A 13,810-nucleotide genomic window follows, 5' to 3' on the forward strand; every position below is an offset into this window, starting at 1 on the left:
TCCAGAGATTTTCTTGGTTATTTTATAGGTGTTTTTCAAACCAACCACAAATATGGTTTAGGCGTTCAATTCGTAATTCTGGTTTTCCACTTCGGCTAAGTTCATGATTTGCACCTGGGAAGCGAACAAACTCTACTTCTTTCTTCAGATGCTTCAATGTAACAAATAATTGCTCTCCTTGCTCGATCGGACAACGGTAATCCTGTTCACTATGCAAGATGAGTAGAGGTGTTTCCACTTGATCAGCATATTTTAAAGGAGAAATGTCCCATAATGCTTTTGGATCTTCTAGTAGGTCATAGCCATGTTGCCATTTGTTAAAGAAGTAACCAATATCACTTACGCCGTAGAAGCTCAACCAGTTACTGATAGAACGCTGTGTAACGGCAGCTTTGAAGCGGTTTGTATGGCCAACTATCCAGTTAGTCATGAAGCCACCATAGCTTCCACCAGTTACGCCTAAGCGATCAGCATCAACAAAGTTATACGTCTCAACCGCATAATCGACAGCAGACATAAGATCGTTGTAATCCCCACCACCATAGTCACTACGGCAAGCATTTACAAACTCTTGACCATGTCCATGACTACCTCGTGGATTTACATAAAGTACGACATAGCCTTGGGCAGCGAGTAATTGCATTTCATGGAAGAATGTTTGACCATACATAACATGTGGTCCACCGTGTATTTCTAATACTAGTGGGTATTTCTTTCCTTCTTCAAATCCATACGGGCGAAGTAACCAACCATGAACGTCCCAGTCGTCTTTTGCTTTGAAGGAAATTCGTTCTGGTGTTCCTACAGCAACTTCGTCAAGGAAGTCTCGGTTTGCATCAGTTAATTGCTTTACATTAGACTCAGAATCAAGTAAATAGAAATTACACGGATTAGTAGGAGAGCTTACACCAACAATAAATGTATCTTCAGTTTGGCTATAAGAGAAGCCAAACACATGACTATCTACGTTATAAAGCTCTTTTAACTCTCCATTAAGACTCACTTCGTAAAGGTGAGTAGCGCCGTGGTTAGAACCAATGAAAAATATTTTTTCTTCATCGTTTGACCAGGTAGGACCCGATTCTGAAGAGCCTAGACGAGTATCACCAGCGATTAAATCTCCGATTGGGAAATCCCAGCTTTCGCTTAAGCAAGTTGTTTCTCTCGTTTGGATATCATAGATATATAGCTCTGTTAATGTTGCATTCAAATATTGTTGTTTGTGACCTAGATAGGCAATTTTATTACCACTTGGTGAGAACCTTGCTGAATAATAAGAGCCCTTACTATCTGTAAGTTTTGTAATTTCTTTTGTTGCCGTATCTAATGTGTAAATATCACTTTTTAATTCATAGTCTGAATCCTCAATAAGGTTACCTACGAATAGAATTGTTGATCCATCTGGTGAAATGTCTTGATAACCATGATGATGATCACCCTCTGTTAATTGCGTAAACGTTTCTGTTTCTAGTTCATATCGTACGATTTGTGATTTTTTCTCGTCTAGGAAACCACTTGCATCTGATTTATATTTTAAGTTCTTTACATGTAGTGGTTTTTTACTTTTTTCTTCTTTTTCTTTTTGTCTTTCTTCTTTTGTTAATTCTTTTTGGTTTGTTACATCATCATCTTTTTCTAGAGAAGCAGTAAAGATTAGTGACTTTCCGTCTTTTGACCACTCTGGGTTTACAGCGCCGTTTTTGAATGTTGTCAGTTGTTTTGCTTCCCCACCATCAAGTGGAAGTAACCAAAGCTGAGGAACACCACTCCGTGTAGATTGGAATACAACAGATTTCCCATCTGGAGAAAAGCGTGGGTTACTGTTTTTATTGTGTCCGAAAGTCCATTGCTTGGAAGATTTTTCATTCAAATTTTGCACAAATAAATTAGACTGATATTCTTTCTTGTCATTAATAGTAGTGGAAACATACGCATAAGCAGTTCCATCAGGTGAGAACTGAGGATCACTGAATACTTCTATGCTCATAAAATCTTCTGTTGTTATTGCACGTTTTGTCATTGAATTTTCCTCCAATTGTATGTAAAATATTTAAAACTTACAGATGGAAAATTTCGAAAATTTACTATCTGCATCTGTAGCGATGACATTTACGGAGTAGGAGTAGATGCCAAGTTTTCTAATCTTTATTCTAAACTATTTCGTGTTACGAAGCAATTAGGAATTTCTAGTTTGCTAGACTTTTCCCGAGCCATTTCTTTAATTGTTTCCTGTTTTTGAAAATAAGGATTTCTTTGCCTCTAAGCTGAGAGAGCCTATCATACATCTTTGGTGCTTTGTCCTTATTATAATTCTTGGTCCAAAGGATGAAATCCATATTGAGCCGTTCTGGACAATCCTTCCCCATGTCTGGTCTCGTCTTATTACGATATTGGATTCTTCTTTTTGTAATACCGTATAAACAACGTAGGGTGGAATAATTTAGGAAGATAATGGTATCTGCATTTTCTAATCGCTTTGGTAATGTTGCGCCGTAATTCCCATCAATTATCCAACTATCTAGTTTCAATATCTCATCATGATTTTGTAGAAACTCGTCCTCATTGGATGGTTGCCAATTTGGTTTCCAGTAAAAGGAGTCCATATGATAAACGGGAATATGAAGTTTTTCACCTAGTTGTTTAGCAAGTGTTGATTTCCCAGCACCAGGATTTCCAAGTATCGTAATTTTCTTCATGAGATACCTCCTTATTAAGACTAAATATTCCGAAATACAAAAAAGAAACATAGGCTGTCTTATAGGAAGGATACTATTTCCTAAGAAGACAGCCTTGTATTAGGCGTTAGCAATTAGATTTTCTATTATGTTAGCATCTTTTTCATAGGCAGCTTGTAGCTTTCTAGTAATCTCACCAGGCATCCCATCCTTAACTGGGCTACCATCAACGGTAATAATTGGCGTGATTTCTGACGTACTACTAGAGAGGAATAGTTCATCAGCATTCGCTATATCATCAAGCATAAATGGTTCTTCGATAAGTGGGATGTTTAAATCAGTAACAAATCTTTCAATTGCCATACGAACACATCCGTGCAAAATGTTTCTAGTTGTAGGGTGTGTATATATTTTTCCATCCTTCACTAAATAAACATTAGAAGATGAGCACTCTGTTACAACGCCATCCTTATGGAGGATTGCTTCATAACAGCCCTGTTCTTTTGCTTCTTGCTTTGCCATTACATTCGGCAATAGATTAAGACTCTTTATATAACAATTCTCCCAGCGAATGTCGCGGTGTGTGATAACCCCGACGCCATTCTTTAAGGTTACTAGATTACGAGGAACTGCTTGGACATACGCATAAATATTTGGCTCGACATTCGTTGGGAAAACATGATCACGTGGTGCTGATCCTCGGGAAATTTGCATATATACTTTCCCATTTTCAGCCATGTTATTTCGCTCTAATAATTCGAGTAATAAGTTTTTGATTTCTTCCTTAGAATGGGAGAGTTTTATTTTAATAGCTTCTGTTGAACGGAATAACCGATCAATATGTTCATCAAATAAATAATAGGTTCCATTGTAGATACGAATTACTTCATATATACCATCCCCGAACTGAAGAGCGCGCTCTTCAAGTGGGAATTTTAAACTGTCACGATGAATAAACTTTTCTTGTGATAAGATAACTGGAAATACTGACAACTCAATTCCCCTCCTTATTGTTATGACTATTTTATTACTTCACTATGCTGTTGTAAATGATTGTTTTAATATATTATTCAAATTGTTTTTTGGGGTTATAAATTATAATCGCTATGGCGTGTGGAAAAGAGGCAAAAAGCTAAAGTTTGTTCCGATTTCGCTAAAGTTAAAACTAAATTCGCTAAAGATTCATCAATCTATGCTAAACATTATGTCAACCAACTAGAAAAGTAAAAAAAGTTCTTGCACGATGACAATTATATTGTTATAATTGCTATCGTACTCAAAAAAACGTGCTCATTGGACCAAGCGCTAAACATTGCCAGAAAACAGCGGGTGTAGTAACGAGCAACACATCCACCGAATTCGCTACGAGTTGCCCCGAGGAATATACATCTTCGAATAAGCTAGTAGACGCAGAGGCATAATGGACCACATATGGCGCGGTCAACAAAATAAAATAATACTTCCAAATACACAACGCGGGTGTAGTTTAATGGTAAAACTCTAGCCTTCCAAGCTAATGTCGTGGGTTCGATTCCCATCACCCGCTCCATACATATGTCCTAACGCAGTGTTTCGTAAAAACTTACGAAATGTTGCGTTTTTACTTTTCCTGGACATTTTTAGCCTAAAGACTTAACAAATTAACGTTCACGTAGTATCGTAATGATAGATTACAACAAGAAGGGAGGCCATACAAATGAACATCAACCAACTCCAACAAGAAATCATTGATTACAGTAAAGAACTTGGGATAGATAAAATTGGTTTTACAACTGCTGATGTTTTTAGCGAGTTAAAAGAGAGATTAAAGCGTCAGCAAGAATTAAAATATGATTCAGGGTTTGAAAAAGGATCGAATGAGGAACGTACGGAGCCAAGACGATTGCTTCCTGAAGCGCAATCCATCATTTCTATTGCTATGGCCTACCCATCACGAATGCAAAAGGATGCCCCGAAAAGTACGAAGGAAGAGAGAAGAGGTTTCTTTTGTCGTGCTTCATGGGGAATGGATTATCATCATGTACTAAGGGAACGACTACAAAAATTAGAAGCTTTTATACATGAAAAGGTAGAAGATGCCGTTACTAAAGTAATGGTTGATACCGGTGAACTATCAGATAAAGCAGTTGCAGAGCGTGCTGGAATAGGGTATGTAGGAAAAAACACGTTACTTATTACCGAAGAATACGGTTCCTTTGTTTATATCGGAGAACTAATGACGAATATTCCGTTTGTACCGGACACACCTGCAGAAGATGGATGCGGAGATTGCAGGAAGTGTATCGATGCTTGTCCTACTGGAGCAATAGTGCAAGGTGGACAATTGAATGCGCAACGCTGTATTGCTTTTCTGACACAAACGAAGGATTTTCTTCCAGAAGAATTTCGCACGAAGCTCGGCAACCGAGTATATGGCTGTGATACGTGTCAGTTAGTTTGTCCTAAGAATAAAAAGATTGATTTTCATATTCATCCAGAATTTGAACCAGATAATGATATCGCTAAGCCGAAGTTAAAACCGATGCTTACGATTTCTAACAGAGAATTTAAAGAACAATTTGGTCATGTAGCAGGAGCTTGGCGCGGGAAAAAGCCAATTCAGCGTAATGCAATCATTGGACTTGGCCACTATAAAGATAAAACAGCGGTAGATGAATTAATCGCCATCATGAATAATGACCCAAGACCTGTAATTCGCGGAACAGCAGCATGGTCGTTAGGAAAAATAGGAACAGACCAAGGATTTGCTGCAATCACAAAGGCAATGGAAAAAGAAAATGATGCGGATGTTCTTTATGAAATGGAGAAAGGTTTAGCATTTCGTGAAGTGCAGCCTATTAAGGAGTAGGTGTAATGGCTGATTTATATTATGGGGAGTTTGATACGCCTATAGGGACGTTGTTAGTAGTAACAGATGATAACAAAGTTGTTCGTATTGATTATGGTACGTTTGCTGATCATGAGGAAAAGATCACGAAATGGTTAAAACAACATTATACTCATGAGGAGATTGTCGCTTCGCCAGAAAAAATCAGCCATGTTCAGAAGCAGCTAGATGAGTATTTTAGCAAAGAAAGAACAACATTTGAGTTAAAATTTGCTTTTCACGGGACGCCATTTCAACGGAAGGTATGGGAAGCACTACTCCAGGAACTTCCCTATGGTAAAGCAAAGAGCTATAAGGAAATTGCAATCGCAATAGGTAATCCAAAAGCAGTCCGCGCTGTTGGTGGAGCAGTGAATAAAAATCCTTTCTCCATTTTAGTACCGTGCCACCGTGTGATAGGGGCTAATGGGAAATTAGTTGGCTATAATGGTGGCCTTGATAAAAAAGAATATTTATTAAAACATGAAGAAATATTACCTTAGACTAGCTTTCCCTCCATATATATCTTAATGGAGGGGATTTTTTATGAAACAACTTGAAGCGTTTTGGCTGGAACAATTTGAGTCTGAGAATCCGAAGTTCGATTGGTTAGAAAAACAAAAGGAATTGTTTCATAACCGCGGTTTGAAATTAGTTCGAGTAAATGGAAAAGGGCATATTTATCAAAGATTAAAGTATGACGACAAGGAAAAAGTGTATTACCATTTACACCTATCGATGCTTCTTAAACAAGGCAATCATTTTGTTAGAGAAGAACGAACTATTCCATATGAATTTATTATGAAAAATGGTGAGATATTGGACCATAAGCAAACCGTTGAAGGTCAGCCTGAGGAACAGTTAGAGAATTTGAAGCCAGATACTTCAACAGATGAAAAGGGAGAAAGATTTAGTTACGACCGACTAGCGGCTGTCCAGTATGCTGAAAGATGGTGGAACAGTTATAACCCGCAGTATCGAAAGTTTGATGTGGATTGCACGAATTATGTTTCCCAATGTTTGCATGCAGGTGGTGCACCGATGCGAGGAGCACCAAATCGAAGTCAAGGATGGTGGTATTCAGGGAATAATTGGAGCTATAGTTGGGCAGTTGCCCACTCCTTGAGATGGTTTTTGTCTGGGTCAACCCATGGCTTAAAAGGAACGGAAGTAGAATCAGCAAGTGAACTAGAGCCCGGCGATATAATTTGCTATGACTTTCAAGGTGATGGTAGGTGGGATCATAATACGATTGTCGTTGCAAAAGATGCATACGGGTTGCCTTTAGTTAATGCCCATACCCAAAATAGCCGACATCGCTATTGGTCATATGAAGACTCGAGTGCATATACCCCTAATATAAAATATAAGTTTTTCCGTATTGGGGTTTAATGATATAATAAATAAGTTGATTAATTGTGCAAAGGGACAAAGCAAGGAGAAATGAATCATGAGTTTACATGTCGTATTATTTGAACCAGAAATCCCGGCTAATACGGGTAACATCGGAAGAACGTGCCTCGCAACTGATACGAAGCTACACTTAATTCACCCACTTGGTTTCTCTACGGATGACAAGGCGGTTCGACGAGCAGGATTAGATTATTGGAAAGAAGTCGATATCGTTGAACACAACTCGATTTTTGATTTATACGATAACTATCCTAATGGGAAATTTTATTATATCGAAAACTTTGGTACAAAGCACTATACCGATTATGATTATAGTAATCTGGAAGAAGATATCTTCTTTGTGTTTGGTAAGGAGTCGACTGGTTTTCCTAAGGAACTTCTAGTAGGAAAAGAAGATCAATGCCTTCGAATTCATATGAATGATAAGGTTCGTTCACTGAACCTATCCAATACTGCCGCAATCATAATTTATGAAGCGCTAAGACAACAAGGTTTTCCAAAATTGACTTAACATTTGCGTCATTCACTATAGGTGGATGGCGTTTTTTGTACTAACGGTGAAAACAGTAATGCTTCTCTCTAAATATTGAGAGTCGCCAGGAGCTAATTTTTGGCAAAAATAAAACTAGCTCCACAAAAGAGCTAGCTTTCATACGCTATTATTGATTTTTCTTTGGTACTCCTGGTTTTGCATCATATCCTGCTGTGAAAATACTAATTAGAAATGTAACGGTTACACCTATGATAAGTGCTAATTTCATTGGGGAATCCTCCTTTAATCAAATACATATGTAAGAAAGGTATCTAAATCATATCTGTTCCCATTATAACGAAAAAGTATCCGAATGTGAACTAAGATTAGTTACAATTACGTGAACTGATAAGCAAGAAAATTCGGCAAATTTCTAATTCGATACAATTCTGGGATTATGCGCATAAGATATATTGTTTCCCTTTTGAAAATAAGGTATATTAGTTGATGAAGAATCAAGTCAGTTCTATAATAGACTTGCGAATAAAAACCGTTTTCATACGGAGAAATGTTAACTTCTAATGGGGGTATAAGACGTGGCACAAAATGACGAATCTTCACAAAGATTCTGGGGAGAGTTTCATGGTCCTAACATGGGGTATGTGGAAGAACAGTATGAGCTATACAAAGAGGACCCTCAAGCTATTGATCAATCTTTAAGACAACTATTTGATCAGTATGGAGCTCCGAATTGGTTGAATGCCTCAACTGGCAGTATTCAACAAAGTTCTACAAGCACTTCCATAAACGATGTCAAGAAAATTACCTCAACATATAAATTAGTTGAGGCTATTCGTCGTTTCGGACATTTGGAGGCAGATATATACCCAGTAAGTATTTTTGATGAAAGAACATCTGAACTACTTGACCCGAAAACTTATGGTTTGACGGAAGCTGACTTAAAAGAAATTCCGGCTAATTGGGTATGGGAAAAAGCACCTGTTGGTGTTGATACTGCGCTTGATGTCGTACAGAACTTAAGAAAATTTTATACAGGTACGATTACATTTGAATATGATCATGTTGATAGTGATGATGAGCGAGCTTGGCTATCCGATTATATTGAATCTGGTAAAGCGCGCCTAGATTTAACTGACGATGAGAAAAAGCAATTGTTAGATCGCTTAGCAAATGTAGAGGGGTTTGAAGGGTTTTTACAAAAGACATTTGTTGGTCAAAAGCGTTTCTCTATTGAGGGACTAGAGGCAATGGTTCCGATGCTTGATCACATCGTGAAATATGCATCAGAAGATAAAGTGGAAAACATTATGATGGGTATGGCACACCGTGGTAGATTAAGTGTGTTAGCTCATGTATTAGGTAAACCGATTGATAAAATCTTCTCTGAATTCCACCATTCACCGAATAAGGAGTTAATGCCTTCTGAAGGTTCAAGAGGAATTAACTATGGTTGGACCGGAGATGTTAAATACCATTTCGGAGCTGTAAGAGATGTGAAAGATGGCGAAGAAACGAAGATTAAAATTACGTTAGCTCACAATCCATCACATCTAGAATTTGTAAATCCAGTTGTGGAAGGGTTTACTCGTGCAGCTCAGGATGACCGTACAGAAAGCGGCTATCCGAAACAAGATGTATCAAAAGCGATTCCAGTATTAATCCATGGTGATGCTGCATTTATTGGTGAAGGTGTTGTTGCTGAAACACTTAACCTAGCGAACTTACCAGGATATCGAACTGGTGGAACGCTGCATATTATTGCAAACAATCTACTAGGATATACAACAGATCAGCAAGATGGACGATCTACTCGATATGCTAGTGATTTAGCAAAAGGATTTGAGATTCCTGTTATTCATGTAAATGCGGATGATCCTGTTGCTTCTGTTTCTGCAATTAAACTTGCTTATGACTACCGTCAGAAGTTTAATAAGGATATTTTAATAGACTTAGTTGGTTATCGACGTTATGGCCATAATGAGATGGATGAGCCAAGGGTTACACAGCCTAAGCTATATGGCCTTATCGACAATCATCCAACTCCTGCTAATGTTTTTGCTAATGAATTAGTGGGTAAAGGAGTTATAACAAAAGAAGAATTCGACCAAATGGTTAACAACGTAGAACAAAGTTTGAAAGCGATTTATGATGGCATGAAAGAAACGGAAATTGCTTCAGTAGAATGTAAGAATATGCCAGATGCTTTAAATACTGATTTGGAAAAATATGAAACTGCTGTGTCCATGGATGAATTAGTAGCGCTTAACGATGATTTATTCAAACGACCAGACGGCTTTACGGAGAATAGAAAGCTAGCAAGAATTTTTAAACGCCGTAAAGAAGCACTTGACGAAGGCAATGCAGTTGATTGGGGTGCAGGGGAAGCACTTGCTTATGCATCCATCTTAAAAGACGGTATTCCAATTCGTCTAACTGGTCAGGACTCTGAGCGCGGTACTTTTGCTCATCGTCATGCAGTTTTAAACGATGCAGTTACTAATGAAAAGTACAGCATCTTCCACGGGTTAGGTGCCAATGCTTCATTTGATATTCGTAACAGCCCACTTTCTGAGGTTGCGGTATTAGGATTTGAATATGGATATAGTGTTCAAGCTCCTAATACATTAGTTCTTTGGGAAGCGCAGTTTGGAGACTTTGCTAACGTTGCACAAACAATCTTTGATCAGTTTATCTCAGCTGCCCGTGCAAAATGGGGAGATAAGTCCAATATGGTAATGTTGTTACCACATGGTTATGAAGGTCAAGGACCAGAACACTCTAGTGCAAGATTAGAGAGATTCTTGCAAATGGCTGCGGAGAATAACTGGATTGTTGCTTATGTAACTTCATCAGCACAGTTCTTCCATTTAATCCGTAGACAGGCGGCTTTACGTGATAAAGAAGAAGCACGTCCTTTAGTGTTAATGACACCGAAGAGTAGCTTGCTCCGTAATCAACGAATTGCTTCTGAGGCGAAAGATTTCACAGAAGGTAAATTCGAGCCACTACGTAATCAACCGAACCTAAAGGTTAGCAAGAAGAATGCAAAACGCTTACTTATTGGTTCTGGAAAAGTTATGGTGGATATCGAAGAAACTATCGTTAACTCTGATGAGAAGTATGATTGGCTACGCGCAGTTCGTTTAGAACAAATTTATCCATTCCCAACGAAAGAATTGGAACGTGTAATAAAAGAACTTCCAAATCTGGAGGAAATTGTTTGGGTTCAGGAAGAGCCTAAGAATATGGGAGCATGGGATTTTGTTGATGATTACCTAAGAGAGTTATTGAAGCCAGGGCAAAGCTTGCGTTATATTGGGCGTCCTAAGCGTTCAGCACCAGCTGTGGGTGATCCAAATGTGCATAAAACAGAACAAGAGAATATTGTACAACAAGCAATTAACCCGACATTAGGAGGAGATTCCAAATGAGTGAAATTAAAGTACCAGAACTTGCAGAATCCATTACAGAAGGAACTATCGCAGAATGGTTAGTTAAAGTAGGGGATAACGTTGAAAAAGGTGACCCGGTTGTTGAACTAGAAACAGATAAAGTTAACGTTGAGGTTAACTCTGAAGTTTCTGGTGTTATTACAGAAATCGTACGTGAAGAAGGCGATGATGTTGTTGTAGGTGACGTAATTGCAAAAGTTAGTGCAGAAGGTGGAGCTGTAGCAGAGCCTGCTAATGAAGAGGCGCCAGCCCCAGCTGCAAAAGAAGAAGTACCAGCTGAAGCACCAAAAGCAGAAGCATCTCCAAAAACACCAGAAGAATCTGCTTCAAACCGTGATGTAATTGCTTCACCAGCTGCTAGAAAACGCGCACGTGAGTTAAATATTGATTTAAGTACAGTAGCAACACGTGATCCATTAGGCCGTGTTCGTCCTGAAGATGTAGATGCTGCTGCAAGTGCTCCAAAGCAAGCAGAAAAATCTGCAACTGCTAAGAAGGAAGCACCGAAAGCTGAAACAACAAATTCAAGCAAACCTGTTGAAGTTGTAAAAATGTCTCGTCGTCGTCAAACAATTGCAAAACGACTAGTTGAAGCACAACAAACGGCAGCGATGCTTACAACTTTCAACGAAGTAGACCTGACAAATGTGATGAAACTTCGTAGTGAACGAAAAGATAAATTCTTAGAGAAACATGGCGTAAAACTTGGTTTCATGTCATTCTTCACGAAAGCAGTAGTTGGTGCGTTAAAAGACTTCCCACTACTAAATGCTGAGATTTCTGGTACAGATTTACTTGTTAAGAAGTACTATGACATCGGTATTGCTGTATCTACAGAAGAAGGATTGGTCGTTCCAGTTGTACGTGACGCGGATCGTTTAGACTTCGCTGGTGTTGAAAGTGAAATTGCTAACCTTGGTAAAAAAGCTCGTAATAAAGAGCTAGGTTTACAAGACTTACAAGGTGGAACTTTCACCATTACTAACGGTGGAACATTCGGTTCTATGCTTTCTACACCAATCTTAAACGCACCACAAGTTGGTATTCTAGGAATGCATAACATCATTAAACGTGCAATGGTCATGCCAGACGATTCTATCGAAGTACGTCCAATGATGTACCTAGCACTTTCTTATGATCACAGAATTATTGATGGTAAAGATGCAGTTCAGTTCCTAGTACGTGTTAAGCAACTTCTGGAAGATCCATATGATTTATTACTAGAAGGATAATAATTAACAGTTTTCATCCCTACTATAACGGGAGTTATAGTAGGGATTTTTATTTTTTTGGGAGCTGGATATATCTCATCATCATTTTCGGGATATTGCATCTCGAAATGATGATGAACAGGTCTCTCATAACTAAATTTGAAGAAATACAGCCGAATTTGATGATGACAAAGGCTCTCATAATTATCTTTATAAGAATATAACACAAAATGATGATGACATGGGCTCTCATAATTATTTTTACAAGGAAATAGCACAAAATGATGATGATAGAGGCTCTCATAACTATTTTTATAAATATATAGCTCAAATTGATGATGACAAAGACTCCCCATCACTTTATCTAATGATAAGAGCAATGATGAAGAAGGCAATCAACAATTTGGTACAAATTTCATATTATCACTTTAATCTCTGTTATCCGAATAAAAATTGGGTATTACTAAAAGAGTAATGAATGACAACTAGGAGGACACAACATATGGATATTATTCTTGGAATACTAGCAATCATAATTGTTTTAGGACTTGCTTATTTATTATCAAATAACCGGAAGTTAGTTAATTATAGAGGAATTGGCATCATGATTTTGGCTCAACTCCTTATTACATGGTTTATGTTTTCCACAACAATCGGTCAAACCATTATTAATGGAATTTCAGCAGTGTTTAATAAATTAATTGAATTTGGTACTGTTGGGGTTGATTTTATACTTGGGGGAGTAGTGGAAAATGAAGGTGGCATCTTTTTCTTTGACGTATTATTACTTATCATCTTCTTCGCTACTATTTTATCTGTACTTACTTATTTAAAAATACTACCGATCATTATTAAATATATCGGTGGTCTTATTTCTAAAATTACGGGATTACCGAGAGTAGAATCATTTAATGCAGTTAATAGTATTTTCTTTGGTCAATCGGAGGCTCTAATTGCAATTCGTTCACAGTTTCATCATTTAACTGCTAACAGATTATATATTGTTAGTGCATCTGCAATGGGTTCTGTATCTGCATCAATTGTGGGTGCCTATATGCAAATGCTACCACCGGAATTTGTGTTGGTTGCCTTACCATTAAATATGTTTAGTGCACTAATTATTGCTTCCATTATTGCTCCAGTGAATGTTCCAAAGGCTGAGGATAAGGTGGATATTGCTAATGTTACGAATGACAAGAGCATTTTTGAAGCGATGGGAAATGGAGCGCTTGAAGGTGGAAAAATTGCATTAATTGTTGCAACAATGCTGGTTGCCTTCATTGCCGCTCTAGAGTTAGTAAACTGGATTATTCAAGCAGTTTTTGCAGGTGTAACTTTACAGCAAATACTTGGTTACGTCCTTTCACCTATTGGTATTCTAATGGGTATTCCTGCTAGTGAAGTAGTTGAAGCTGGTGGGATTATGGGAACAAAAATTGTAACGAATGAGTTTGTTGCTATGCTAGAATTTCAAGATATGTTGGATCGAGTATCTGAGAAGACAATTGGTATTGTGACCGTGTTTTTAACTTCCTTTGCTAATTTTTCTTCCATTGGTATTATCGCGGGAACGGTTCAAGGAATTGATCGCGAGAAGGGTGGAGAAGTATCTAGGTTTGGTCTTAAACTTCTACTTGGAGCAACATTAGCTTCGATACTATCTGCTACCATTGCAGGGTTATTCATATAAGGTCAAAGAA

The 13,810-nt window shown here is 37.9% G+C and carries 10 protein-coding genes and 1 tRNA gene; 8 read left to right on the forward strand and 3 right to left on the reverse strand.

Annotated features, from left to right (window positions below; genetic code table 11):
* Window positions 1-22: 22 nt before the first annotated feature.
* From TE34_RS00510 to dat, 3 genes are all read right to left on the reverse strand, one after another.
* Entirely contained in the window at window positions 23-2,020 is a 1,998-nt protein-coding gene (locus tag TE34_RS00510) for a S9 family peptidase (protein ID WP_047982857.1), read from the reverse strand.
* A gap of 166 nt (window positions 2,021-2,186) precedes the next feature.
* Window positions 2,187-2,696, reverse strand: a complete 510-nt coding sequence (locus TE34_RS00515) for a DNA topology modulation protein (protein ID WP_047982858.1) — start codon at window positions 2,694-2,696, stop codon at window positions 2,187-2,189.
* A 99-nt stretch (window positions 2,697-2,795) separates the two neighbouring features.
* Window positions 2,796-3,668 carry a D-amino-acid transaminase gene (gene dat, locus TE34_RS00520; protein WP_047982859.1) on the reverse strand — a complete coding sequence of 291 codons (873 nt, stop codon included), beginning with the start codon at window positions 3,666-3,668 and terminating at the stop codon, window positions 2,796-2,798.
* 482 nt (window positions 3,669-4,150) lie between these two features.
* On the opposite strand from dat, the gene TE34_RS00525 reads away from it, so the two are divergent.
* The 8 genes from TE34_RS00525 (at window position 4,151) to TE34_RS00565 (ending at window position 13,800) form a co-directional block, all read left to right on the forward strand.
* A tRNA-Gly gene (locus TE34_RS00525) sits at window positions 4,151-4,224 on the forward strand.
* 147 nt (window positions 4,225-4,371) lie between these two features.
* Window positions 4,372-5,523: a tRNA epoxyqueuosine(34) reductase QueG gene (queG, locus tag TE34_RS00530; RefSeq protein ID WP_047982860.1), complete on the forward strand. Its 1,152-nt coding sequence runs from the start codon at window positions 4,372-4,374 to the stop codon at window positions 5,521-5,523.
* 5 nt (window positions 5,524-5,528) lie between these two features.
* Window positions 5,529-6,044 (forward strand): methylated-DNA--[protein]-cysteine S-methyltransferase, encoded by a 516-nt coding sequence (locus TE34_RS00535; protein WP_047982861.1) that lies wholly within the window; start codon window positions 5,529-5,531, stop codon window positions 6,042-6,044.
* 43 nt (window positions 6,045-6,087) lie between these two features.
* Window positions 6,088-6,933: an amidase domain-containing protein gene (locus tag TE34_RS00540; RefSeq protein WP_047982862.1), complete on the forward strand. Its 846-nt coding sequence runs from the start codon at window positions 6,088-6,090 to the stop codon at window positions 6,931-6,933.
* 58 nt (window positions 6,934-6,991) lie between these two features.
* Window positions 6,992-7,465 carry a tRNA (cytidine(34)-2'-O)-methyltransferase gene (locus TE34_RS00545; RefSeq protein ID WP_047982863.1) on the forward strand — a complete coding sequence of 158 codons (474 nt, stop codon included), beginning with the start codon at window positions 6,992-6,994 and terminating at the stop codon, window positions 7,463-7,465.
* 557 nt (window positions 7,466-8,022) lie between these two features.
* Complete coding sequence (locus TE34_RS00550; protein ID WP_047982864.1) at window positions 8,023-10,878, forward strand: 2-oxoglutarate dehydrogenase E1 component; 2,856 nt, start codon at window positions 8,023-8,025, stop codon at window positions 10,876-10,878.
* Window positions 10,875-12,131, forward strand: a complete 1,257-nt coding sequence (gene odhB / locus TE34_RS00555; protein ID WP_047982865.1) for a 2-oxoglutarate dehydrogenase complex dihydrolipoyllysine-residue succinyltransferase — start codon at window positions 10,875-10,877, stop codon at window positions 12,129-12,131. Before TE34_RS00550 ends, odhB begins: the two co-directional genes overlap by 4 nt.
* 481 nt (window positions 12,132-12,612) lie before the next feature.
* The gene (locus tag TE34_RS00565) at window positions 12,613-13,800 is read left to right on the forward strand and encodes a NupC/NupG family nucleoside CNT transporter (RefSeq protein WP_047982867.1); all 1,188 of its coding nucleotides are present in this window, start codon (window positions 12,613-12,615) and stop codon (window positions 13,798-13,800) included.
* Window positions 13,801-13,810: the final 10 nt, after the last annotated feature.

The organism is Ornithinibacillus californiensis (assembly GCF_001038485.1).
GTDB lineage: Bacteria > Bacillota > Bacilli > Bacillales > Amphibacillaceae > Ornithinibacillus > Ornithinibacillus californiensis.